General features: G+C 66.4%; 26 protein-coding genes and 1 tRNA gene. 16 read left to right on the plus strand and 11 right to left on the minus strand.

Annotation, left to right across the window (positions count from 1 at the left end; genetic code table 11):
- Nucleotides 1-160 precede the first annotated feature (160 nt).
- A complete protein-coding gene (dapA, locus tag ACLBWH_RS00590) occupies nucleotides 161-1,045 on the minus strand; it encodes a 4-hydroxy-tetrahydrodipicolinate synthase (protein WP_322849262.1) in 885 nt (294 codons plus the stop codon).
- Nucleotides 1,046-1,124: 79 nt separating this feature from the next.
- On the opposite strand from dapA, the gene ACLBWH_RS00595 reads away from it, so the two are divergent.
- The 5 genes from ACLBWH_RS00595 to ACLBWH_RS00615 all read left to right on the plus strand — a co-directional run bounded on the left by ACLBWH_RS00595 (nucleotide 1,125) and on the right by ACLBWH_RS00615 (nucleotide 5,518).
- Complete coding sequence (locus tag ACLBWH_RS00595; protein ID WP_447796002.1) at nucleotides 1,125-3,152, plus strand: lytic transglycosylase domain-containing protein; 2,028 nt, start codon at nucleotides 1,125-1,127, stop codon at nucleotides 3,150-3,152.
- Nucleotides 3,153-3,161: 9 nt separating this feature from the next.
- Complete coding sequence (locus ACLBWH_RS00600; protein WP_447796003.1) at nucleotides 3,162-3,647, plus strand: GreA/GreB family elongation factor; 486 nt, start codon at nucleotides 3,162-3,164, stop codon at nucleotides 3,645-3,647.
- Nucleotides 3,648-3,733: 86 nt separating this feature from the next.
- Entirely contained in the window at nucleotides 3,734-4,114 is a 381-nt protein-coding gene (locus ACLBWH_RS00605; RefSeq protein WP_447796005.1) for a DoxX family protein, read from the plus strand.
- Between the two features lie 23 nt (nucleotides 4,115-4,137).
- Complete coding sequence (locus tag ACLBWH_RS00610; protein WP_322849258.1) at nucleotides 4,138-4,920, plus strand: NYN domain-containing protein; 783 nt, start codon at nucleotides 4,138-4,140, stop codon at nucleotides 4,918-4,920.
- A gap of 37 nt (nucleotides 4,921-4,957) precedes the next feature.
- Entirely contained in the window at nucleotides 4,958-5,518 is a 561-nt protein-coding gene (locus ACLBWH_RS00615; protein WP_447796007.1) for a Uma2 family endonuclease, read from the plus strand.
- Nucleotides 5,519-5,666: 148 nt separating this feature from the next.
- Here the strand turns inward: ACLBWH_RS00615 and ettA are convergent, their stop codons facing one another.
- A complete protein-coding gene (gene ettA / locus ACLBWH_RS00620) occupies nucleotides 5,667-7,346 on the minus strand; it encodes an energy-dependent translational throttle protein EttA (protein ID WP_447796009.1) in 1,680 nt (559 codons plus the stop codon).
- A gap of 162 nt (nucleotides 7,347-7,508) precedes the next feature.
- Between ettA and ACLBWH_RS00625 the strand changes: the two genes are divergently transcribed.
- The 3 genes from ACLBWH_RS00625 to ACLBWH_RS00635 all read left to right on the plus strand — a co-directional run bounded on the left by ACLBWH_RS00625 (nucleotide 7,509) and on the right by ACLBWH_RS00635 (nucleotide 9,534).
- The gene (locus ACLBWH_RS00625; protein ID WP_447796011.1) at nucleotides 7,509-8,906 is read left to right on the plus strand and encodes a M20/M25/M40 family metallo-hydrolase; all 1,398 of its coding nucleotides are present in this window, start codon (nucleotides 7,509-7,511) and stop codon (nucleotides 8,904-8,906) included.
- A 136-nt stretch (nucleotides 8,907-9,042) separates the two neighbouring features.
- Entirely contained in the window at nucleotides 9,043-9,306 is a 264-nt protein-coding gene (locus ACLBWH_RS00630) for a hypothetical protein (protein ID WP_322849254.1), read from the plus strand.
- 152 nt (nucleotides 9,307-9,458) lie between these two features.
- Nucleotides 9,459-9,534, plus strand: a tRNA-Ile gene (locus tag ACLBWH_RS00635).
- 99 nt (nucleotides 9,535-9,633) lie between these two features.
- Here the strand turns inward: ACLBWH_RS00635 and ACLBWH_RS00640 are convergent.
- The 5 genes from ACLBWH_RS00640 to ACLBWH_RS00660 form a co-directional block, all read right to left on the minus strand.
- Nucleotides 9,634-10,044 (minus strand): hypothetical protein, encoded by a 411-nt coding sequence (locus ACLBWH_RS00640; RefSeq protein ID WP_447796012.1) that lies wholly within the window; start codon nucleotides 10,042-10,044, stop codon nucleotides 9,634-9,636.
- 284 nt (nucleotides 10,045-10,328) lie between these two features.
- Nucleotides 10,329-11,144 carry a hypothetical protein gene (locus ACLBWH_RS00645; protein ID WP_447796014.1) on the minus strand — a complete coding sequence of 272 codons (816 nt, stop codon included), beginning with the start codon at nucleotides 11,142-11,144 and terminating at the stop codon, nucleotides 10,329-10,331.
- Nucleotides 11,141-11,857, minus strand: coding sequence for a hypothetical protein (locus ACLBWH_RS00650; RefSeq protein ID WP_447796016.1), 717 nt, complete (start codon nucleotides 11,855-11,857; stop codon nucleotides 11,141-11,143). Before ACLBWH_RS00650 ends, ACLBWH_RS00645 begins: the two co-directional genes overlap by 4 nt.
- A 29-nt stretch (nucleotides 11,858-11,886) precedes the next feature.
- The gene (locus ACLBWH_RS00655; protein WP_447796018.1) at nucleotides 11,887-12,789 is read right to left on the minus strand and encodes a 3'-5' exonuclease; all 903 of its coding nucleotides are present in this window, start codon (nucleotides 12,787-12,789) and stop codon (nucleotides 11,887-11,889) included.
- A 59-nt stretch (nucleotides 12,790-12,848) separates the two neighbouring features.
- Entirely contained in the window at nucleotides 12,849-13,571 is a 723-nt protein-coding gene (locus ACLBWH_RS00660; protein WP_447796020.1) for a hypothetical protein, read from the minus strand.
- 202 nt (nucleotides 13,572-13,773) lie between these two features.
- Here ACLBWH_RS00660 and ACLBWH_RS00665 point away from each other — a divergent pair, with 202 nt between their 5' ends.
- From ACLBWH_RS00665 to arsH, 6 genes are read left to right on the plus strand one after another with little or no spacing between them, the layout of a single operon-like run.
- Nucleotides 13,774-14,160 carry an ArsR/SmtB family transcription factor gene (locus ACLBWH_RS00665; protein ID WP_447796022.1) on the plus strand — a complete coding sequence of 129 codons (387 nt, stop codon included), beginning with the start codon at nucleotides 13,774-13,776 and terminating at the stop codon, nucleotides 14,158-14,160.
- A gap of 31 nt (nucleotides 14,161-14,191) precedes the next feature.
- Nucleotides 14,192-14,521, plus strand: coding sequence for an ArsR/SmtB family transcription factor (locus ACLBWH_RS00670; protein WP_447796024.1), 330 nt, complete (start codon nucleotides 14,192-14,194; stop codon nucleotides 14,519-14,521).
- Nucleotides 14,522-14,535: 14 nt separating this feature from the next.
- Nucleotides 14,536-14,961, plus strand: coding sequence for an arsenate reductase (glutaredoxin) (gene arsC, locus ACLBWH_RS00675; protein ID WP_447796025.1), 426 nt, complete (start codon nucleotides 14,536-14,538; stop codon nucleotides 14,959-14,961).
- Nucleotides 14,961-16,028 (plus strand): ACR3 family arsenite efflux transporter, encoded by a 1,068-nt coding sequence (gene arsB / locus ACLBWH_RS00680; protein WP_447796027.1) that lies wholly within the window; start codon nucleotides 14,961-14,963, stop codon nucleotides 16,026-16,028. Before arsC ends, arsB begins: the two co-directional genes overlap by 1 nt.
- On the plus strand, nucleotides 16,025-16,462 hold the full coding sequence (gene arsN2, locus ACLBWH_RS00685) for an arsenic resistance N-acetyltransferase ArsN2 (protein ID WP_447796029.1): 438 nt from the start codon (nucleotides 16,025-16,027) through the stop codon (nucleotides 16,460-16,462). The genes arsB and arsN2 overlap by 4 nt, the downstream gene beginning before the upstream one ends.
- On the plus strand, nucleotides 16,459-17,220 hold the full coding sequence (gene arsH, locus ACLBWH_RS00690) for an arsenical resistance protein ArsH (protein ID WP_447796031.1): 762 nt from the start codon (nucleotides 16,459-16,461) through the stop codon (nucleotides 17,218-17,220). Before arsN2 ends, arsH begins: the two co-directional genes overlap by 4 nt.
- A gap of 9 nt (nucleotides 17,221-17,229) precedes the next feature.
- Here arsH and ACLBWH_RS00695 read toward each other — a convergent pair whose 3' ends face one another.
- From ACLBWH_RS00695 to ACLBWH_RS00710, 4 genes are all read right to left on the minus strand, one after another.
- The gene (locus ACLBWH_RS00695; protein WP_447796033.1) at nucleotides 17,230-19,065 is read right to left on the minus strand and encodes a hypothetical protein; all 1,836 of its coding nucleotides are present in this window, start codon (nucleotides 19,063-19,065) and stop codon (nucleotides 17,230-17,232) included.
- On the minus strand, nucleotides 19,065-19,571 hold the full coding sequence (locus tag ACLBWH_RS00700) for an ABC-three component system middle component 2 (RefSeq protein ID WP_447796034.1): 507 nt from the start codon (nucleotides 19,569-19,571) through the stop codon (nucleotides 19,065-19,067). The genes ACLBWH_RS00695 and ACLBWH_RS00700 overlap by 1 nt, the downstream gene beginning before the upstream one ends.
- A complete protein-coding gene (locus ACLBWH_RS00705) occupies nucleotides 19,559-20,554 on the minus strand; it encodes an ABC-three component system protein (protein WP_447796036.1) in 996 nt (331 codons plus the stop codon). Before ACLBWH_RS00705 ends, ACLBWH_RS00700 begins: the two co-directional genes overlap by 13 nt.
- Nucleotides 20,555-20,628: 74 nt before the next feature.
- Complete coding sequence (locus ACLBWH_RS00710; RefSeq protein ID WP_447796038.1) at nucleotides 20,629-21,048, minus strand: MerR family transcriptional regulator; 420 nt, start codon at nucleotides 21,046-21,048, stop codon at nucleotides 20,629-20,631.
- 69 nt (nucleotides 21,049-21,117) lie between these two features.
- Between ACLBWH_RS00710 and ACLBWH_RS00715 the strand changes: the two genes are divergently transcribed.
- Nucleotides 21,118-21,759, plus strand: coding sequence for a cation transporter (locus tag ACLBWH_RS00715; protein ID WP_447796684.1), 642 nt, complete (start codon nucleotides 21,118-21,120; stop codon nucleotides 21,757-21,759).
- Between the two features lie 14 nt (nucleotides 21,760-21,773).
- Nucleotides 21,774-22,106 (plus strand): hypothetical protein, encoded by a 333-nt coding sequence (locus ACLBWH_RS00720; RefSeq protein ID WP_447796040.1) that lies wholly within the window; start codon nucleotides 21,774-21,776, stop codon nucleotides 22,104-22,106.
- Nucleotides 22,107-22,122 lie beyond the last annotated feature (16 nt).

Consider the following 22,122-nt stretch of genomic DNA (forward strand, 5'->3'; position numbering starts at 1 on the left):
TAATTCCCTCTCCGCCCTTATTCCTCCCCCGCCAGGGGGAGGTGGCAGGCCGTTAGGCCTGACGGAGGGGGAGGATACGGCGACCTAGCGTTTGCGGAGACGCCCCCTCCACCACCCGCTACGCGGGCGGTCCCCCTCCCCCGCTAAAGCGAGGGAGGACTTAGATAAGCCCCGCATGTGCGAGTGCGGCGTCCACCGCCGCCCGCGACGCCTCCGCGGGCCACGTCATCGGCAGACGCAGCCCCTTCGGAAAGCCCGGCCTCACGCGCGTCATCGCGTACTTCACCGGCCCGGGCGACGCGTCCGAGAACAAAGCGTCGTGCAACGGATACAAGCGATCCTGCAACGCCAATGCGGCGGCATAATCGCCCGCCTGGCACGCCGCCTGGAAGTCTGCGCACAGCCGCGGCGCGACGTTCGCGGAGACGGAGATGCACCCCCTGCCCCCCATCGCGTTGAACGCCAGCGCCATGTCGTCGTTGCCCGAGAGCTGGACGAAGTCGGGTCCGCAGCCGGCACGATGCGCCGAGACGCGTGCGATCGCGCCGCTCGCGTCCTTCACCGCGACGAAGATGTCGGGAAAGGCGGTAACGATCCGCACCAGCGTCGCCGGCTGGATGTCGGTCACCGTGCGGCCGGGAACGTTGTAGAGCACGATCGGCAGTTCGGCGCGCGCGGCGAGATGCGCGAAATGCTGATAGATGCCCTCCTGGCTCGGGCGGTTGTAATAAGGCGGGACCATCAGCGCGGCGTCGGCGCCCGCCTCCCGCGCCCGCGCGATGTTCGCGGCGGCGACCTGCGTGTCGTTCGATCCGGCGCCGGCGATCACCGGCACGCGGCCCGCCGCCTGTTCGACGCAGATGCGGACGATGCCGAAATGCTCGTCGGCGGTCAGCGTCGCCGCTTCGCCGGTGGTGCCGCAGGGGACCAGCGCCGACGACCCTTCGGCGATCTGCCACTCTATAAGATCACGGTAGACGGCTTCGTCGAACGCCCCGTCGGCGGCGAAGGGCGTGACCAGAGCGGGGATGGAACCAGAGAACATGGGACTTTTCGGGCTCCTGCTGCGGCCAGTCGGGATTTTCGTTCAGGACAGATACGGGTCGAGACCGTATGATGTCCACATGCACCCGACCAGCCTGCCGATCTCGATCCTCATCGCCGCCTTCGCCGGAGTGACCGCGGCGCCCGTACAGCAGCAGGTGCCGCCGAGCAATCAGGCGAGCAGCCCCGACGCGCTCGAACGCTATCGCACGCAGATGGCGAACATGTCGCCGCAGGCGCCCCAATCGCCCGCCGACGGGGCGATCGCCGCCGCCATCGCGCAGTGGAAGACGATCCAGCAGACCGACGCGCTGCCGTTCGACAGCTACGCCGGCTTCCTGATGGCGCATCCCGGCTGGCCGAGCCAGACCGCCAACCGCCGCGCGGCGGAGCGCCAGGCGGTCAATGCCTCGCCGAACAGCGTGCTCGCCTTCTTCACCCGCTTCCCGCCGCAGTCGACCGCGGGGCTCGTCGCGCAGGCGCGCGCCTATCAGGCGGTGGGTCGCACCGCCGAGGCGCAGGCCGCCGCGCGCGCCGCGTGGCGCAAGGGCGGGCTATCGGCGAACGACGAGGCGACGATCCTGACGAGCTTCGCGAGCGCACTGACGCCCGACGATCACGATGCGCGGATGGACGCGTTGCTGTGGCAGAATGCGACGGGAGTCGCCTCGCGCCAGATCGCCTATACCAGCCCGGCGCGACGCCCGGTGTTCGAAGCGCGGCTCGCCTTCCGCACCAATGCGGCCAATGCCGCCGACCTCGCGATGCGGACGCAGGATCAATATGCGACCGACCCCGGCTATGTCGCCGATCGCGCCGTCTGGCTGCGCAATTCGGGCGCGTCGCCGACCGCGCGGAGCTGGCTGGCGCGGCCGCGGACGCTCGCCGGGCGGCCGGGCGCGGTCGAGGCCTGGTATGAGGTGCTGCTGACCAATGCGCGTGGCGCGGCGGCGGACGGCCAGTATCAGCTCGCCTATGACATCGCGCGGCAGGTCGACGATGCCTATCCGGCCGGCACCGACGTCTCGACCAAACCCTATGGCGAGCGCGACGATTATACGAGCCTGGTCTGGCTCGCCGGGCAGACCGCGATGAAGCAGCTCGGCCGGCCTGCGGATGCGATGGTGATGTTCGAGCGATACGGCCGCGGTTCGCAGGCGCCGCAGACGCGCGCCAAGGGCTTCTATTGGGCCGGCCGCGCCGCGGAGGCGGCGGGCAAATCGGCGGAGGCCGCGGGCTATTTCGCGCAGGCGGCGGGCTATCGCGATCAATTCTACGGCCAGTTGGCGCTGGAGCGGACCGGGCGGCCGTTGGTCGCGCCGCCGCGGATCGGCACGCCGGCGATCGCGCCCGAGGTGCGGCAGGCCTTCGCCAGCCGCGAAACGGTGCGCGCCGCGCGCTTCCTCGGCCAGATCGGCCAGTGGCAGGACCAGACCGCGTTCATCCGCCAGATCGCCGCGGACGCCACCAGCCCGACCGACCATCTGCTCGCCGCCGAGCTGTCGAAGCAGATCGGCCGGCCGGATCTCGGCGTGCTGGTCGGGCGCAGCGCGATGCAGAACGGCCTCAGCGATTATTCCGCGACGGGTTTCCCGACGGTCGCGGTGCCGGTGGGTTACGAGGACAATTGGACGCTGATCCACGCGATCGCGCGGCAGGAGAGCCAGTTCGACAAGACCGCGGTCAGCCATGCCGGTGCGCGCGGCCTGATGCAGCTGATGCCCGCTACCGCGCGCGAGCAATCGGGCAAGATCGGCATCGCCTACGACCCCGCCTCGCTGACCACCGATCCCAACATCTCGATCATGCTGGGGTCGAGCTATTTCCAGCGCGTATTCAACATCTACGGCAGCTATCCGCTGGCGATCGCGGCGTATAATGCGGGCGGCGGCAACGTGAACAAATGGCTGCGCGCCAACGGCGACCCGCGCACCGGCGCGGTCGACATGGTCGATTGGATCGAGGCGATCCCCTATCAGGAGACGCGCAACTACGTGCAGCGCGTGGTCGAGAATGCCGTCGTCTACGACCTCATCAACCCGGCGCGCGCCAAGAGCCGCGGGCCGGCGAATACGAGCTGGTATCTCGGCAAGGGCCGGCCGGGCTGAGCCATGGCGATGGAGCAACGGCCGAATTACATCACGCCCGCGGGCTATGCGGTGCTGCGCGCGGAATATGAGCGTTTGTTCGGCAGCGAACGGCCGGCGTTGGTCGATACGATCGCCTGGGCGGCGGGTAACGGCGACCGGTCGGAGAACGGCGACTATATCTACGGCCGCAAGCGGTTGCGCGAGATCGACCGGCGGCTCGGCTGGCTGTCGAAGCGGATGAAGGCGGCCAAGGTCGTCGATCCCGCGCGCGCGGAGGACCGCACCCGCGTCTGGTTCGGCGCAACGGTGACGATCGCCGACGAGGACGATGCGACGCGCGTGCTGACGCTGGTCGGCGACGACGAGGCGGAAGCGGGCGCCGGCCGGATCGGCTGGAACGCACCGATCGCCCGCGCGCTGCGCGGCGCGACGGTGGGCGACGTGCGCCGCGTGCTGCTACCCGCGGGCGAGAAGGACTATGAGGTGATCGCGATCCGCTATCCCGAGGCGTGAGCGGCAACGGACCGTTTCGGCCCTTCGCATTGCGCCGGACGATCGATCGCGCGATGTTTCGGGTCGACAACGAAAGGTCCCCGCTCATGCCGATCCCCGACCGCTGGTCGCCTTATCTCCTCAGCGTCTTCCGTTTCGTGCTTGGCCTGCTGTTTCTCGGTCACGGCGTATCGAAGTTCTTCGGCTTGCCGCCTTTTTCGATGCCGCTCAATCCGCTGCTTACCGTGGCGGGGGGGCTCGAACTGGTCGGCGGCGCGCTGATCGCGGTTGGGCTGCTGACCCGGCCGGTCGCCTTCCTCCTGTCGGGGCAGATGGCGGTGGCCTATTTCCTCGCGCATGCGCCACAGGGCTGGCTGCCGCTCGCCAATGGCGGCGAGGCGGCGATCCTCTATTGCTTCGGCTTTCTGTACCTTGCCGCAGCCGGTGGCGGGCGGTGGAGCGTCGACGCGCTGCGCTGGCGGGGCTGACCGGGCTCTGATAGGCCGGGCGGATGCCCGACGACAACAATCGCAACATCGCCCTGCTGATCGACGCCGACAATGCCTCCTGGCATGCGATCGATCCCGTGCTGACCGTGCTCGCCGAACTGGGCACGGTCAACATCCGCCGCGTCTACGGCAATTGGTCGAAGCCCGCGCTCAAGGGCTGGCGCGACATGACGCTCAAGCACGGCATCGAGCCGCAGCAGCAGTTCGACCTGACCAAGGGCAAGAACGCCACCGACATGAAGATGACGATCGACGCGATGGACCTGCTGTTCCGCGGCCGGATCGGCGGCTTCGGCATCATGTCGTCGGACAGCGACTTCATGCCGCTGGCGATGCGCATCCGCCAGGACGGCATCCCCGTCTATGGCTTCGGCAATCTCAAGACGCCCGAGGCGTTCAAACAGGCATGCACGCGCTTCATCGACGTCGGCGCCCTGGTCAGCGAGGCGAAGGCCGAGGCGATGCCCGCAGCGGTCGCGGCCAAGCCGGCCAACGTCGACGTGCCGATCGGCGAATCGCTACCGCCGTCGATCGCCGCGCCCAAGGCGAAGAAGCCGATCGATCCCGAACTGATCGCCTTGCTGATCGACGCCTATCAGTCGGTCAAGCGCGACGAGAAAGGCTATGTCAGCCTGTCGGCGATGGGCCAGCTCGCCGGCAACCGGTCGAGCTTCGACGCGCGCAACTATGGCTATCAGCAGCTATCCGACCTGATCCAGGCGGTGCCGAACTTCCAGACCGAACGCCGCGAAGACGGGCGGATCTTCGTCAAGCGGGTGCGGTAGCCTTTCGTCCGACGGTTCCGAATGGTATATAAACGCCATGTTGGCGCGGGACCGTCTTTCCCCCGGAAAATATGCCCTGCGGGTCGAGGACTATCTTCGTCTCTGCGATGCCGATGCGTTTGACGACCGGCGGACGGAATTGATCGGGGGAGACGTGCTCGTCATGGCGCCGGAATACCGTCCGCATTCCTTCGTCCGCGACGAGCTGACCTATCGCCTTCGCCGCATGCTCGAAACGATCGGGTCGACGCTCTATCCGACCGGCGGCAGCGTCTTCATCTCCGACAACGACATGCCACAACCGGATATCGTGCTGACCCGCGAACCGCGCGGGCCCGGAGCCATCCCTTCCGCCTCCGTCGCCCTGATCGTCGAAATATCCTCGACGACGCTTGCGATCGACATGGGCCGCAAGCGCGAAGCCTATGCCGCCGCGGGCATCGCCGAATATTGGGTGGTGGAGGTTGAGAGCAGGATCATCCATCTCATGTCTTCCCCCGCCGGGTTGACGTTTCGTCACCATCGCCGTGTCGCGATCGGCCAACCGCTCGCGGCGGCGACGATCCCGGGCTTGACGGTCTCGACCAACGGCCTTTGATCCCGATACGCCTTTTTCTTAGGGACCGTCGGCATCACGCCCACCCGGTCACCCCGGAACAAGCCTGGGGTGACCGGGTCATCTAAAAGAAATGCGCTGATTTCGCGACGAGACGGGCGGCGCCGTTTCCGAAGCCGCCCCTGCCCGCTCAGCGCGTGAGCTTCTTGTACGCCAGCCGTGTCGGACGATCGGCCGCATCGCCCAGGCGACGGCGCTTGTCTTCCTCGTAGCTCTCGTAATTGCCCTCGAACCATTCGACGTGGCTGTCGCCCTCGAAGGCGAGGATGTGCGTGCACAGCCGATCGAGGAAGAAGCGATCGTGGCTGATCACCACCGCGCAGCCCGCGAACGTCTCCAGCGCCTCCTCGAGCGCGCGCAGTGTCTCGACGTCGAGATCGTTGGTCGGTTCGTCGAGCAGCAGGACGTTGCCGCCCTCCTTGAGCATCTTGGCCATATGGACGCGGTTGCGTTCACCGCCCGAGAGCTGGCCGACCTTCTTCTGCTGGTCCGGACCGCGGAAGTTGAAGGCGCCGACATAGGCGCGCGTACCCAGCTCCTGCTTGCCGAACCGGAAGACCTCGAGCTCGTCGGAAATCTCCTGCCAGACGTTCTTGTTGGGATCGAGATCGTCGCGGCTCTGGTCGACATAGCCGAGCTTCACCGTCGAACCGACCTCGATCGTGCCGCTGTCGGGCTGTTCCTGCCCGGTGATCAGCTTGAACAACGTCGACTTGCCCGCGCCGTTCGGCCCAATGACGCCGACGATGCCGCCCGGCGGCAGCGTGAAGTCGAGCCCGTCGAACAGCAATTTGTCGCCATAGGCCTTGGTCAGGCCCTTGGCCTCGATCACCTTGCCGCCCAGCCGCTCGGGCAGCTGGATGAGGATCTGCGCCTTGCCGGCGACGCGATTCTCCTGCTTCGCCATCAGCTCGTCGAATGCGCGGATACGCGCCTTCGACTTGGTCTGGCGCGCCTTGGGGGTCTGACGCATCCAGGCCAGCTCGTCCGCGATCGCCTTCTGCTTGCCGGCCTCCTCGCGCTCCTCCTGCTCCAGCCGCTTGGCCTTCTTTTCGAGATAGCCCGAATAGTTGCTCTCATAGGTGTAATAGCGGCCGCGATCGAGCTCGAGCACCCAGTTTACGACATTGTCGAGGAAGTAGCGATCGTGCGTCACCAGAATGACGTTGCCGTTATATTCCTTGAGGTAATTTTCCAGCCACGACACACTCTCGGCGTCGAGGTGGTTGGTCGGTTCGTCGAGCAGCAGGATGTCGGGCTTTTCGAGCAACAGCTTGCACAAGGCGACGCGGCGCTTCTCGCCGCCCGACAGGCGGGTAACCTCGGCGTCGCCCGGCGGGCAGCGCAGCGCTTCCATCGCCTGCTCGAGCTGGCTGTCGAGCGTCCAGCCGTCGATCGCGTCGATCTTGGCCTGCAGGTCGCCCATCTCCTCGAGCAACGCGTCGAAGTCGGTGTCGTCCTTGGGATCGCCCATCTCGGCCGAGATGGCGTTGAAGCGATCGACGAGGTCGGCGACCGGACGCACGCCGTCCTTGACGTTGCCCATCACGTCCTTGGTCGGATCGAGCTGCGGCTCCTGCGCGAGATAGCCGACGCGCACACCTTCCGCCGCCCAAGCCTCGCCGGTGAAATCGGGGTCCATGCCCGCCATGATCTTCATCAGCGTCGACTTGCCGGCGCCGTTGGGACCGATGATCGCGATTTTGGCGGACGGAATGAATTGCAGATGGATGTTGTTCAGAACGGGCTTGTTCGCGCCCGGGAAGGTCTTGGTCAGACCCTTCATGACGTAGGTATACTGGACGGCCATGTGCCGACGGCTCCTGATCGATAAGGACGGGAAATCTTGGAGCGGCATGTAGCGATCCGATGCCCCCCGTGCAAATGCCGCCGCCGCCGCCCGCCCCGGCTTGTGCTCGGCGCGGCCATCGCTCACACCCCGGCGATACGACCGAACAGGGGAACCGACCGAATGACGCGTATCGCACTGGCCTTGCTGGCCCTCGCCTCTTCCACCGCGCTGGCGGCGCAGCATAGCGCGCCGCCCCTGCCCGCCCCGGTCGATGCCAAGGTCGCGGCGCTGCGCGACGCCGCGCTCAAGGACGACGTCGCCTATGACATCGTCGAGGGGCTGACCACCGAGGTCGGCCAGCGGCTGGCGGCGACCGAGGCGGAGGCGCGGGCGCGGACCTGGGGCGTCGCCAAGCTCAAGGCGCTCGGCTTCAAGAACGTCCACGTCGAGACCTATCAGATGCCGGTCTGGCTGCGCGGCGAGGAGCGCGCCGAAGTGGTCGCACCCTTCCCGCAGGCGCTCAAGCTGGTCGCCCTCGGCAATTCCGGCGCGACGCCTGCCGCGGGCCTTACCGCCCCGGTCGCGGTGTTCCGCACCTATGGCGATCTCGCCAACGCGCCCGCCGCGGCGGTGCGCGGCAAGATCGTCTATGTCGGCAATGCGATGGTGCCGACGCAGGACGGGTCGAGCTACGGCGCTTATGGCCCGGCGCGCTTCGTCGGCCCGGCGCTGGCGGCGAGCAAGGGCGCGGCGGCGATCGTCATCAAGTCGATCGGCACCGATCATCATCGCAACCCGCATACCGGGGTCACCGACTTCCCCGCCGGCGTCGCGCCGATCCCCGCGGCGGCGCTGTCGGTCAGCGATGCCGAATTGCTCGAACGGATCGCCGATCGCGGCAAGCCGATCACGCTCAAGCTGGTGCTTACCCCGCGCTTCGCCGGCACCGGCACCTCGGGCAACGTCATCGCCGAAGTGCCGGGCAGCGACCCCAAGGCGGGGATCGTGTTGGTCGGCGGCCATCTCGACAGCTGGGACCTCGGCACCGGCGCGATCGACGATGCCTCGGGCGTCGCGATCACCACCGCCGCCGCCAAGCGCCTGCTCGACGGCCCGCGCCCGAAGCGGACGATCCGCGTCGTCTGGTTCGGCGCGGAGGAGCCGGGCGGCTATGGCGGCAAGGATTATGCGCGGGTGCACGGCGCCGAGCGCCATGCGACCGCGGGCGAGAGCGATTTCGGTGCGGATCGCATCTGGCGCTACGAGGTCAATCTGCCCGAAACCGCGAAGCCGATCGCCGAGCGGCTGCAGACCGCCCTCGCCCCGCTGGGCATCGGCCGCGGTGCGGGCGTGGGTGGCGACGGCACCGACGTCGGCCCGACGCTGGCGCTCGGCGTCGCCGCGATCGATCTCAACCAGGACGGCACGCGCTATTTCGACACGCACCATACGCCCGACGACACGCTCGACCGGATCGACCCCGAACAGCTCCGCCAGAACGTCGCGGCATGGACCGCGATGCTCGCCGTGGTGGCCAATGCGCCCGAGGAAATCGGCGCGGTCACGCCGCGGCGATAACGGCCAAAGAATGTCGGAACCTTTCGCCTCGGTGAATTTCGTGATTGACCGGGGGGAGTCGTGCGGTATTTGAGCTGTCTCGCGACGGCGATCGGGCCGGCCGCGATTTTGCTTTGCTTTGCTTGGGAGCAACCGAATGAAGAAGATCGCTTTCGTTCTCGCTGCCGCCGGCCTGATGTCCGTCGCTGCCTGCCACAAGTCGCCTGAAGCTGCCGCCGTTGAGAACAACGGTGACATGCTGGCCGACAACATGGAAGCGCAGGCCGACAACATCGACGCGCTGGCCGACAACACCTCGAACGCCTCGGCTGCTGCCGTGCTCGAGAACGTTGCCGACAACACGAACGCCGCAGCGGACAACGTCCGTGACGCAGCCGAGGCCAAGGCCGACAACCTGTAATCGCGCGGCGTCGGGCTTGCCCGGCGCGCCGATCCTGCTGTCGCACGATCTCGAAGGGCGCCTCCCGACTGGGAGGCGCCCTTTTTCGTGATGCGCGACCCCACGCACCGGCTTTTTCTTTGCCGCCGGTTGCGCTAGCGAACGCCCAGGTGGGGCCTGTAGCTCAATGGTTAGAGCTGGCCGCTCATAACGGCTAGGTTGCGGGTTCGAGTCCTGCCGGGCCCACCAACATGATTGTCATGGCACGTTAACGACGCCCAGTTGGCAACCTAACAAGGTCTTGCACGCTAACGCGTCCATGGTCCACATTGACCGTGAAGGGGTGAATTAGCGTGCCCATGGCATGCGGTAGGCCACCGCGTTGGTCGCGACGATCAGCGTCTGTCCGAGAACCGCGGGCTCCGGATCTTCCACCGCGACGATGGGCCAGCCGCGTCCCCGCAGGGCGACATGTTCTACGATTGTCGACGCCGCGCGTCCTACGCAGGCCTCCGCAAGGGTGGCGGGAATACGCAGATCCAGCTCCATCCTTAGTTCGCCAAACAGCGTCACGAACCTCACCGGCCCGATCTGGCATTCAACTTCGAGCGAGTGATCGATGACCTGCAGGTGAGCCCAGCCGTCCGCCGACCACATGAAGGTCATGCCGTGGCCGACGGCACGGAGCCGGACGGCCGTGGTCCAGCCTGAAGCGGTGTGCGCCAGATAGTCACGATGGACATCGCGGACGTGCCGCAACTTAGCGCTATCATCCCGATACACCGCAGGCGAGCGTGGCCACTTGGACGAAGGCTCAAGCCGTTCGGCAAGATCGTCCAGCGAGAAACCTTGGCTTGTAGCCAACGATATTAGGAAGGGCGATGCCGATCGGATCGTCGCTCCCATCTCCTCCCGGAACGCCTCGCGCCTCGCATCCCCGCAACGCCGCGTCGCTTCGCGGATGCGCCTGCGTGCCTCAGCTCTCGCCGCCCTCAGCCGCCGCCGGTCGGCGGCCGTTGCCGGATCCGTCCGCGTGACGGCCGTCACAGCAGCCGGCGACCGCGTCCGGGCGCGACGCCGCCATCCGGGTCGTCGGGGCCCGTCATGACCATCGCCAGCAGATGCTGGGTCAAGACCGGCGCGCCTCGTCTGTAGGCCATCGCACCCCAGCTCTCCCAGCGGTCGAGGCGGTGGGCGAGCCATACGTGAAAGCGATCCCGCGATGGATTGTCGGTGAACGACTGCATCCACAGGGTTCGGCGCAGCGGCACCACCTCGCCGAGGCCATCCCCCACCAGCGCGACCGCGGGCTTGCGCCACAGTTCGCGGCGCTCGAACCTGTAGGGCAGCTTGGCGGCGAGCGCCTCAACCCGATCCAGCCAGGCGGCGATCTCCGCGTCCGACGCCTTCGACGGGGCGAGCGTCTGGATCGACTCCGTCCCGATGGGGACGCCGCGCACCTGCGACGGCCGCGTCGAGGCGAGCATGACGAGCGCGGCGTTGCCCTCGGCGCTGATGCCGGTCCCGAACGGCGGGTCACCACCCGTCAGACCCTGGGCATAGACCCAGGTCCGGTAGAAGCGGTCGAAGTCCTGCTCTCCGGCGAACAGGTCGTGAGCGCTCTCCGCGACATGGACGACGCGCCGGCTGACCGCGGCCAGATGCGCCATCAGCCGCTCGAGGTTCTCCTCAATCATCAGCGTGCCGGGCATGCCCAGCCGGCCGATCCAAAAGGCCTCGCGCACCGTCTTCCAGCGGCGACCCTCCTCGTCGATCAGCGGGCCGCCATGGGGCGACGAGTCGGCATGTAGCCAATAACCCCAGGGCAGCGCGGGGTTGCGGATGTCCTCGTATCTCACCGGCGCCGCACAGGATCGTATTCGGCGAGGCCAACGGGCGGGCGCTCGCCCTTCAACTCGGGCATCGGCTGCCCTTCGCCAATCGCGTGGAGCTGAGCAGCGAGATTGGTGATCTCGCGGACGACGTAGCGCTCGTCGCGATACACCCTGCCGTTCTCAAGGCCCAACGCCCGGATGTGGTGACGGTCCTTGGGGACCAGGTCGTAGGGCTGGTTGCACGAGAAGCCGAACCACCAGACCTCGTCGGGCAGCTTGGTCAGCGCGACCATCGTGCGGGCGTCGAAGGGCGGGTTCATCGTCGCGGACGACCGACCGGACACCTGCCGCGGCACGCGGATGTGACAGACCGAGACCTCCTGCGGCTCATACTCCTCGCAGGGCGACGCGTAGTCGACGCCGCCGTGCACGATGATCGGCGGGTCGTGGGGCAGCGCCTCCTCGCCGACGCCGGCGAGCGGGTGGTCCGGTCCGACGCCGACGTATCCGCACAGCGCGCCGTCGTTGCCCCTGCGCATGATGCACGGCAGCCCGGTGTCGGGGTCGATCCACGACACCTTGTCCGCCTCGGCGCTCCAGGGACCATCACCCGACGGGTGGCGATCGCGCACGTGGTACACCTCCACCGGCATGATGTCGGTGCCCGCCAGCGGCCGGTGCTGGACTGCGGTCGCCACCAGCACGATCGCCGTGGTCGTCTTTGGCTTCTTTGCCATAACTGTCTCCTTCTAGGTTGTAGGTGTCTTCACCCGCGGCCCGCCGAGGGCGCGTAGCGTTCGTGCCAGGTCACCCGCTCGATCAGCGGGCCCAAAGCCTTCGGATTGGCGTCGACGCTGTAGACATGACCGGCGAGCCACCATTCCTCCTCGGAACGCCTGCTGTCCGGCACCTCGCGCCACCAGTTCTTCGCCGTGGCGTCCCACCTGTAGCCGCGCGCCCGCAGCCTATCCTTGAGATCGAACGCCGCGCCGACGGCACGAAAGCGCCAGCTCGGCGCACGCGCCTGCCCGAGCATGTCCGCCAGCGCCGTGCCGCCCGTCTCGAACCGGTGGCCGAGCAAGGCGATCACGGCATCCACGTCGTCGGTCGCGCGGTGGGCACCGTGATAGAAGCCCACCTGCGCGAGCAGCCAGCCGAGCGACCTTCCGTCGAAGCCCCGCGCGCGCCAGTCCACGTCGTTGCACGAGCAAGCCCAAGCCAGGTCGCCGATGCCATCGATCCGCCGCTCAAACATGCCGCGGTCGAACGTCGCGTTGTGCGCACATACGAAATCCGCGGAAGTCAGCAGCCGCCGAACGGCGTCGTCGTCGATGACCTGACCCTTCAGGTCGTCGTCCGTCAGACCGGTCAGGCGGACGATGTCGTCCGGCAAGGGCGACCCCGGATCCTCTAGCCAGCTATACGCCCGATCGATCTTCACGATCACGCCATCCGGATCGAAGCGGATCCTGCGCAAGGCGAGTTCGACGATGACGTCGTCCTCGCCGATGCCGGTCGTCTCGCAGTCGACAACCACGCCGATGCCCGTGTCGACGGTGCCACCGACGCCGGTCAGCCCCTCGCGGATATCGAGCCGCCGCAGGATGCGGACGTCATCGGCCGTATCGACGGCGCACAGCAGATCAGGGCCGAGAGGCTCGTCCCGCATATCACCTCCATTGTCCGTTGAAGCGATGTCCGGCGTCGGCCAGCGTAAGGCTCCCGCCGTCAGCTGCAGAAGCGCTGCTCGACGTTCACATCGAGGCCGGCAGCCAGCGGCGAGTCGGGGTCTTCGGCCACGAGCGCGAGCGTGTCGCACATCGCAGGGGACACCAGCGCCGCGACCAGCGGGTCGGCCGGGTCGAAACCGGCGACGATGCGCGCGTCGGCCGAAGCCGCACCCATCCGGCAATACAGCCGGCCCGCGACCTCGGCTTCCTCCGTAGCCAGCGACGCGTGGAAGGCCTGGATGCTCTCGAAGCCGTCGTGCGACACGACCGTCGCGGTGAAGAGCCGCGGCGCCGGCGCGACCGCCCGGCTGAACGGCAGGATGTCGGCGCTCCGCCGATCAGCCTGCGTATCGGGCCCGCCTTCATCGTCCGCACCGACCAGGTCATCGATCACACCGGGTTCAGCGTCGAGCCCGAGCGAAAGACCGTGGATGAGGATGCCGCGCACGCACGCCTGACGAGTGAGACAGGCATCGATCGCGCTGGCACCCTCGAATAGCGCGCGGGGTGCGAGCAGCCAGCTCATCGGGTCGTGCGCCACGCCTTCCCGCTGGAAGCGAGCGCCCGTCTCGGCGGCAACGAGCGCCAAGCGGACCAGCCCTCGGCGGGTCGTCGTGACCGCGACATCCGTGGGGGCGTCATCCTCCAGCGGATCGTCATATCGTACGATCGGCATCGCCGGAGTCGCGCTGGCCACATCGAACATCGTCATCATGTTCATGCGTATTCTCCGTCCGCCGATCCCTTCCGATCGCGTCCCTCCCGGCGGTAAGGTGGGCTGCAACCCTAAAGTAGCTACAGGGTCCGATAGTTCAACCCTTCTAGATATGTCGAACTGTTGGTGACCTGTGCCGTTTTGAATCAGGCGGGGACAAGGCCCTTGTGACCGTGGTCCTTTCGGTTATTCTAGAGGAATGGAAAAGATGAAGGCCATCACCGTCATGAGCGCACTGGCCCAGCCGACCAGGCTCGCGGTCTTCTCGCTACTCGCGCGCGCCGGGGACGAAGGCATGACCGCCGGCGTTCTGGCAGAGAAGACGGGCACCCCATCGAACACGATGAGCAGCCACCTGACGATCCTTTCGCAGGCGGGGTTGACCGCATCCCGCCGGGCTGGTCGGAACATCTTCTACCGCGCCGTGCCCGACATGATCCGACACCTGACGGTGTTCCTGATCAAGGACTGCTGCGCCGGCTGCGCGGAGGTGTGCTGCCAGCTTCAGGCCGATCTGAACGAATGCCAGCGCGGACGCGGAGATTGCATTGCGACTAAGGGGCAGAACGCATCGGGAAAGACCGATCCTTCTTGATGAAAAGTCACCCATCGTGTAATCCCGATGCGTGAATGACAGTGAAGCCCTTGCCGCGCTCGGCGCCCTGGCCCACCCGACGCGCCTCCAGACGTTCAAGGCGCTCGTCGCGCATGAACCTGAAGGCCTGACGACCGGTCAGCTGGTCGAGCGCGCGGCGATCTCGCAGAGCACCTTCTCGACGCATCTGGCGGTTCTCGCCAAGGCAGGGTTGGTGATCACCGAAAGACGCGGTCGCAACTTCGTCCAGCGCGCCGACATCGTGACGCTGCGGACGCTGATGCTTTTCCTGGCCAGGGACTGCTGCCAGTCGCGCCCTGAGCTATGCGAGCCGCTCCTCTCCGAACTCGCCTGCTGCTGACCTGGAGACCCCTCGTGACCGACGTCGTCATCTACCACAATCCGGACTGCGGCACGTCCCGCAACACGCTGGCCATGATCCGCAATGCCGGCATCGAGCCGCACGTCGTCGAGTATCTGAAGACACCGCCCACCCGCGCACTGCTCGTCGAACTCATCGAGCGCGCCGGAATGCAGCCACGCGACCTGCTGCGCGAGAAGGGCACGCCCTACGCCGACCTGGGCTTGGGCGACCATGCCATCAGCGACGAGGGGCTGGTCAACGCGATGATGGATCATCCCATTCTGATCAACCGTCCGCTCGTCGTGACGCCGATCGGTGTGCGCCTATGCCGCCCATCCGAAGCGGTGCTCGACATCCTGCCCGAAGCGCAGCGAGGCGCGTTCGCCAAGGAGGACGGCGAGCAGGTCGTCGCCCCCTCCGGCCAGCGGATCGCCTGATGGCGACGCTCGCATCCGAAGCACAGCGTCCCGGCATGGGCACGTTCGAACGCTACCTTACGCTCTGGGTGGCGCTATGCATCGTCGTCGGCATCGGTCTCGGGCATCTGCTGCCCGGAGCGTTCGCAACGATCGCCTCGGCCGAGGTGGCGAGCGTCAACCTCTTGGTGGCCGCCCTGATCTGGCTGATGATCATCCCGATGCTGCTGAAGATCGACTTCGGCTCGCTCGGTTCCGTGCGGCAGCACTGGCGCGGCGTGGGCGTCACGCTCTTCATCAACTGGGCCGTGAAGCCGTTCAGCATGGCGGCGCTTGGCACCATCTTCATAGGCTGGCTATTCGCCGACATGCTGCCTGCCGGACAGGGGCCGTCCTACATCGCGGGGCTCATCCTCCTCGCCGCGGCACCTTGCACTGCGATGGTCTTCGTATGGTCGAACCTCTGCGAGGGCGATCCGACCTACACCCTCGGTCAGGTCGCGCTGAACGACGTGCTGATGATCTTCCTGTTCGCCCCGCTGGTGTCGCTGCTGCTCGGCGTGGCCGCGATCACGGTGCCTTGGGACACGCTCCTGCTATCGGTTGCGCTCTACATCGTGGTGCCCGTCATCGTCGCTCAGGTTCTGCGTCGAGCCGTGCTGGCCGGCGGCGGACAGCCCGCGTTCGATGTTTTGCTGTCGCGCCTCGGTCCGATATCGCTGATCGCCCTACTCGCGACCCTCCTGCTGCTGTTCGGATTCCAGGGTGAGCAGATCCTGGCGCAGCCTGCGGTGATCGCGCTCCTCGCCGTGCCGATCCTGATCCAGGTCTACCTCAACGCCGGCCTCGCATACTGGCTGTCCCGTCGCTTCGGCGTCGCCTGGTGCGTCGCGGCGCCGGCAGCGCTGATCGGCGCATCGAACTTCTTCGAACTCGCTGTCGCCGCCGCCATCAGCCTGTTCGGACTGAACAGCGGCGCTGCGCTCGCCACGGTCGTGGGCGTGCTGGTCGAGGTTCCCGTCATGCTCTCCGTTGTGTCGATCGTGAAGCGGACGCGTGGATGGTACGAGTCCGGAGCGCACACATGACCAGCCTCACGTTCACAGACATTCCGCGCGGGGGCCGTGACGTGCTCCAACTCCAGTTGGAAATCGCCGGCTTACCGATCGACGACCTAGACGAGCCTAGCCAGCTGTTCTTCCGGCTATCCGATCAGGACGGTCCGATCGGCTACGTGGGTCTGGAGGGGGAAGGATCTGACCGACTGATCCGGTCGCTGGTGGTAATGCGGAGCCGCAGGGGTCGGGGTCACGGGCGCGAACTCGTCCGTCGTCTCGAGCTAGTCTGCGACGGCGCGGTCGACCGCCTCCACCTCCTGACGACGGGCGCGGCGCCGTTCTTCCGCACCCTCGGCTACGTAGACGCCGACCGAGGCCAAGCACCACCGGCGATCGCCACCTCCGCGCAGTTCACCTCGCTCTGCCCCGCGAGCGCGACCTACCTTGTAAAGGTCCTGCCATGACCCGGCTGCGCCACCTCAATGATGCAAATGCGCTGCCCGCTCTTGATCCGGCATACGCTCTTCCCCGTCCGGCGCTTGGCCTCGGCCCTGATCAGCCCCCACCGCGTATCCTGCTGCTCTACGGCTCGCTGCGGGAGCGCTCGTTCTCGCGGCTATGCATCGAGGAGGCGGCGCGTCTGCTCCAGTTGTTCGGAGCCGAGACCCGAATCTTCGACCCATTCGACCTGCCGCTGCCAGACCAGATCGCAGGCGACGATCATCCCGCCGTGCAGGAACTGCGCGAACTGTCGATGTGGAGTGAGGGCCACGTCTGGTGCAGTCCCGAGCGGCATGGCCAGATCACAGGCGTAATGAAGACGCAGATCGATCACCTGCCACTATCGATGGGCGGCATGCGTCCGACCCAAGGCCGAACGCTCGCCGTCATGCAGGTGTCGGCGGGATCGCAGTCGTTCAACAGCGTCAACACGCTGCGCCTGCTCGGACGCTGGATGCGGATGTTCACGATCCCCAACCAATCGTCGGTCACCATGGCCTACAAGGAATTCGACGAAGCTGGGCGCATGCTGCCGTCCAGCTATTACGACCGCATCGTCGACGTGATGGAGGAGCTGGTGCGCTTTACCGTGTTGATGCGCCCGCATGCGGAGCAACTAATCAATCGATATTCGGAGCGAAAGGCTATGGTTAGATCAGATGGCTCCGTCCCGGATCCGGCGCGCGACGCACTGCCGCAGACAGGCGCGACGCAGCAGTAGGCGGCCGGCCTACAGCAGACCTGACCGTCCACCAGCTCCACCACGGAAGACAACCACGTTGGCAATGGCTGCCAGATCGCTTGGCGGATCGACATTCTCAACGACGATAAACTGGCCGACATCCGACAGGGATGCGAGGTGGGTGAAGAAGTGCTGCTTGAGCGAAGATGCAGCGAGCAGACGCTCCTCGTCCGTCAGCGTGTCGTCACCGATCGGATCGCGATAGGTCAGCAACGGTGTGTCGAGCACCAGGAAGCCGGGGTGCGGCAGCCCCCGTTGTTTGCAGAAGATCAGCAGTGCCACCTTGAACGCAGCATGCGTAATCGCGCGAACGCCCTTGCCGTTGTAACCACGCAGCTTGCCGTCAATTCGGAGATCATAGCTTGCCTCGTCGAACGACACGTGGCGGTCGCCGGGGAAATTCCAAGCGGTGAGAACCTCGCTGACCACCTGGGCGAACTCGTGCACCGTCGGTCCGTCCACCCCAATACGTGGACGATCGGCCTTCCCGGCAGGCTTGCGCGCCGCGATCTCGGCGCGGCGTTCCAGAAGCGATTTCCGCTGATCCAGCAGCGCCAAGCCGCGTCTCACCTGGTCGCGCACCTCCATGATCTCGGACATGGCGCGACGCGCCTCGGTGGCGCCTGGCGTTAAACGTTCCAGCTGCGCCTCGGTGTCCTGCAGCCTTCCTTGTATCGTGGGCAGATGGCCCCGCAATCTCTGCCGATCCGACGCCAACTGAGCCATGGTGCTTGCCAAGTCGGCGCGCTGCCTGACGATCTTCGCGGCCTCGGCCGCTGCTGCCGCGCGAACACGCTCGACGTCGCCGACCTCCTCATGATGATGCTGGCTGTCGGGCGCGGCCCCGCACAGCGGGCAGTCGCGCCCGCCGCCCAGCGTCAGAAGGAATCCCGCCTCGTCCAGCGCCTCAAGGCGCTGGATGTCGGACACATAGACCGAATCGAGCTGCGCGAACCGCTCAAGGCTCAAGTCGATGTCGTCGAGGCGGGTCGTTGCCATCGAGATCTCAAGCCCCAGACGCCGCTTGCCTTCGAGCAAGTCTCGAATCGAGCCCTGCGCCGCGTCGAGATCGGCTTGGGCAGCGGTAAAGGTCGCCTCGAGGCGATCGCCCTGGTCCTTCAGTCCGTTCGCGTCGGCGAACCCGTTCTCGATCTCCGCGTCCACAGCCGCGAGCATGTCATCCAGCATCTCGATCTGGGCCGTGGTGGACGACTTGAACGTGCGACTGTCCACCACCTCGACGATCGCACTGTCGTCGATCCCGGTCAGCAGCAGCTTGAAGGCGCTGCGCTCGGCGGTCTGGGTCACCGGGCTTCCGGTCTGAATCGGCGAACCCTCGCTTTGGATCGTCGTCTCATCGACGATGCAGAAGCGCGATACGTCCCGGAAGCTGAGCGACCGCTTCTTGCCATTCGCGTCGACTGCGATCCGCTTCCCGCGCAGTCCGACCTGACCCAACAGGAACTGCGACAGGTTCGCGTCGTCGGTGTGATCGTGCTTGGCGCCGAGCACGCGGACATCCTCCGCACCATCCTGGGGGATAGCCAGTCCGGGGCGGACCGCGAAATTCCCGCCAGCCAGCGCGCGCGACAGCATCTCGTCGCCGTCCGGTGTCGACAGGGCCAGCCATGCCCGCTCATACGGGCGTCTCTCGCTGATGTCCGGCAGCAGCCGGGAGCCGCCCAGCATGTAGTCGATCGCCTTGGTGGCGAAGGACTTGCCGGTGTTCGAGGCGCCATAAACAAGATTGAGGCCGTTAACGAAGTCGAGCTCGGAAAAAATGCCCGGACCCGAAAACGCGACCTTGCGGATGACGATCGCCATCAGGATCCACCACCGGGCTGGACGCTATCCGAACTGAACTCGACCGACCACCTGTCCAATCGATGCTCGACACGCCGTGCCAGCTCCTCGGCCGAGAGATCGGCGAAATGATCGACCAGCCACCTGGCGCAGGTCTTCAGCGCCTGAGCATATTCAGTCCGCATCAGACTGACGAACGGTGCGGCCTCGTCGCTCGCGCGGAACGAGACACCATGTTCGTCGGCCACGGCATCGACGAGGTGGACACGCCGCATGAGGGTCAGACTGTCCTCAACGAGCCGTCGGCGAACGAGCAGTTCGCCCGTCCGCTCCGGCAGTGGGGGATGCAAGCTGGGCGGGCCGCCGGCGTCCCCTGTGTGCACGACAAGATGGTCGAACCAGGTCAGCCGGGCGAGATCGAGCGACCGCGGATAGGCGGCGTCCAGCACGACGACCGCACGGGTGCCTGTCTCGAGCTTGCTGTTGAACAGCCCTATCTGCTCGGGCCGGTCGATCACCTCTTCCACACGAACTTCCCGTCGTTGGCGAAGTGATGGCAAAAGCCCTGCTTGACGGGCACCCGCGCGTGCCGCGCAAGCAGGCCGCCCGGCGTCACGGTCGCAGCCTGCGACATCACGGCGTCAATGCGCCCAAGCGTGTCACCGTGATTGCCACGGTAATGACCGCTCACCCCATGGTAGACGTCGTCGTGAAGCGCCTCGAGATCCTCCTCCAGCGTGTTGTCACGATAAAAGCGATTGAAGGCGTCGGCCTCGAAGAACCGCTTTCGCTGGTCCTGCAGGTGCTCGCCGAACTCGGCATGTCCGCCCACCGCGACGTGGTCATCGAACGGCGATCCGGCACGCTCGCCATATGCATCAACGAGTTGGCTGAGATAGGGTTGCTCCCGGACGTCCACGTTCACCGGTACGATGCCGCGCGGCGCGGGACCCGGATCAGCACCGAACCACTTCGCCAGCACCGGCGCCGCCACCTCGTCGCCGAGGATGTCGTCGACGGTCAGCCGCTTGACCTGGCCGAAGTCGAACGCGTTAATCGAGGTGAGGAGCGAGCCTTCCAGCGCGATGGTCTGTCCCCGCACGATCTTTTTGGCACAGACCGGTTCCCACCGATCGATCAATGCGGTGCGCAACGCCGATGGATTGAAGATCAACTTCTCGAGGTCCCGGCCCATCCCGCGCGGGGCGACGAAGAAGTAAGCGGTCGGCGGGGTGAACTCGCCGCGGTCGCTATTATACAGGATCTTCCCGAGCTCGAGCAGCGCTGAGGAAGTCGCCAGAGTCCGTCCATATTGCTTACACTGATAGTTGTGCCAAGGTCCCTCATGCCGTCGATCAGTCAGGAAGCCGACGACGTCGCGACCGAGGTCACCTGCACCGGAGAAACGCTGGACCTCGACATAGTCCGACGTCTTCCGCGCGATCCAGTCGCGGACGAATCGCTCCAGATCTTCGTCGTCGAGCGCCAGAATGTCGCGGTGGAACCCCATCAGCACGACATAGCGGCGGCTTCGCTCACCGGGCAAGGGTGTCGTGCCGGAGCCACTGACCCACTCGCCGGTCCTTATACCGTGTTGTCGGATAATCTCTCGTCGCCGAAGGCTTCCAGGATCCGGCAATCCTCAACCGTGCCGCCGGCACAGTTCGAGATGATCGTGGAGAGTTCACGGCGAAGACCCCACAGATCCGCGATCTTGCGATCGACGTCAGCCAGATGCTTCGATGCGATCGCGTCGATCGTGTCGCACGACCGGTCTCGCTGACGGGCAAGGTCCAGCATCGCCCTGATCTCCTCGAGCGTGAAGCCCAGGTCGCGCGTCCGTCGGATGAAGCGCAGCCGATCAAGGTCACCGTCCGAATACGACCGATAGTTGCCATCCGTCCGGGCAGGCGGCGCAATCAGGCCCGACCGCTCATAGTAGCGGATCGTCTCGACCTTCACGCCGGTCGCGGCCGATAATCGTCCGATCGTCAGGTTGGTCACGAAACCCCTTGAGTCTGTAGCTGCTACAGGGTGCATATACCCTTCCACAACGAGTCGCACGAGGTGGAAATGGCCTGCACGAGCTGCGCGCCCGGGAAGCCGGACGCCAACAACAACCCGGCATGGCGCCGAGCACTGTGGATCGCGCTGGCGGTGAACGCCTTCATGTTCGTCGGGGAGATGGTGGCGGGTGTCGCAGGCGGGTCGAAGGCGCTCCAGGCCGACGCGCTAGACTTCCTCGGCGACGCCGCCAACTACGCGATCAGCCTCGGCGTAGCTGGCATGGCGCTGGCATGGCGGGCCCGCGCCGCCCTGCTCAAGGGCGTGACGCCCGCAGTGCTCGGCATCTACGTCCTCGCCGCCACCGCCTGGGCGATCGGGAACGGGCGGACACCCGAAGCCGAGGTGATGGGCGTCGTCGGCTTGGCTGCGCTCGTGGCGAACGCAGGTGTCGCCGTGTTGCTCTACCGTTACCGCACAGGCGATGCGAACATGCGGTCGGTCTGGATCTGCTCGCGCAACGACGCGATCGGAAACGTCGCCGTGGTGCTCGCCGCAGCCGGCGTGTTCGGAACCGGAACCGCCTGGCCCGACCTGATCGTTGCCGGCGTCATGGCCGTGCTCGGCATCGGCGGCGGCCTGCAGATCATATCGCAGGCGCAATCGGAGCTCGCGCTGCACGCAAGGGGTTACGGGGTAGCGGCGGAATGATAGGAAGCAGGAGCATGCGCAGACTGCTGCCCTTCCTCGCCTGCCTGATGCTCGTCCTTACGGGCTGGTCGGGCATGGTGCACGCCGCGGAGACCGTGACGTGCATGGAGATGCCACACGCCATGGCCGGTATGCATGTAGCCGATAGCTGCGACCAGCCGGCGAACGACGCAAGGAAGGGCTTCCCCGCCCATCATGCGGCCTGCCATGGCCATCATGTCGCGACGCCCGCCATCGGCGACGTGCGCTTCGAGCGTGTGCTCATCTCCCCGACGTTCACGCGGGTCGCTCTGCCCGACGTTCCGCAGCGCTGGACGAACCGGACCCTCCGCCCCCCGCAGGCCTGACGGTCGCATAGCGGGC

Source organism: Sphingomonas sp. M6A6_1c (assembly GCF_053345135.1).

Coding starts and splice junctions, on each gene's coding strand:
- dapA (WP_322849262.1), bottom strand. CDS start 1,045: ATGTTCTCTGGTTCCATCCCCGCTCTGGTCACGCCCTTCGCCGCCGAC.
- ACLBWH_RS00595 (WP_447796002.1), top strand. CDS start 1,125: ATGCACCCGACCAGCCTGCCGATCTCGATCCTCATCGCCGCCTTCGCC.
- ACLBWH_RS00600 (WP_447796003.1), top strand. CDS start 3,162: ATGGAGCAACGGCCGAATTACATCACGCCCGCGGGCTATGCGGTGCTG.
- ACLBWH_RS00605 (WP_447796005.1), top strand. CDS start 3,734: ATGCCGATCCCCGACCGCTGGTCGCCTTATCTCCTCAGCGTCTTCCGT.
- ACLBWH_RS00610 (WP_322849258.1), top strand. CDS start 4,138: ATGCCCGACGACAACAATCGCAACATCGCCCTGCTGATCGACGCCGAC.
- ACLBWH_RS00615 (WP_447796007.1), top strand. CDS start 4,958: ATGTTGGCGCGGGACCGTCTTTCCCCCGGAAAATATGCCCTGCGGGTC.
- ettA (WP_447796009.1), bottom strand. CDS start 7,346: ATGGCCGTCCAGTATACCTACGTCATGAAGGGTCTGACCAAGACCTTC.
- ACLBWH_RS00625 (WP_447796011.1), top strand. CDS start 7,509: ATGACGCGTATCGCACTGGCCTTGCTGGCCCTCGCCTCTTCCACCGCG.
- ACLBWH_RS00630 (WP_322849254.1), top strand. CDS start 9,043: ATGAAGAAGATCGCTTTCGTTCTCGCTGCCGCCGGCCTGATGTCCGTC.
- ACLBWH_RS00650 (WP_447796016.1), bottom strand. CDS start 11,857: ATGGCAAAGAAGCCAAAGACGACCACGGCGATCGTGCTGGTGGCGACC.
- ACLBWH_RS00655 (WP_447796018.1), bottom strand. CDS start 12,789: ATGCGGGACGAGCCTCTCGGCCCTGATCTGCTGTGCGCCGTCGATACG.
- ACLBWH_RS00660 (WP_447796020.1), bottom strand. CDS start 13,571: ATGAACATGATGACGATGTTCGATGTGGCCAGCGCGACTCCGGCGATG.
- ACLBWH_RS00665 (WP_447796022.1), top strand. CDS start 13,774: ATGAAGGCCATCACCGTCATGAGCGCACTGGCCCAGCCGACCAGGCTC.
- arsB (WP_447796027.1), top strand. CDS start 14,961: ATGGCGACGCTCGCATCCGAAGCACAGCGTCCCGGCATGGGCACGTTC.
- arsN2 (WP_447796029.1), top strand. CDS start 16,025: ATGACCAGCCTCACGTTCACAGACATTCCGCGCGGGGGCCGTGACGTG.
- arsH (WP_447796031.1), top strand. CDS start 16,459: ATGACCCGGCTGCGCCACCTCAATGATGCAAATGCGCTGCCCGCTCTT.
- ACLBWH_RS00695 (WP_447796033.1), bottom strand. CDS start 19,065: ATGGCGATCGTCATCCGCAAGGTCGCGTTTTCGGGTCCGGGCATTTTT.
- ACLBWH_RS00705 (WP_447796036.1), bottom strand. CDS start 20,554: ATGGGGTTCCACCGCGACATTCTGGCGCTCGACGACGAAGATCTGGAG.
- ACLBWH_RS00715 (WP_447796684.1), top strand. CDS start 21,118: ATGGCCTGCACGAGCTGCGCGCCCGGGAAGCCGGACGCCAACAACAAC.
- ACLBWH_RS00720 (WP_447796040.1), top strand. CDS start 21,774: ATGCGCAGACTGCTGCCCTTCCTCGCCTGCCTGATGCTCGTCCTTACG.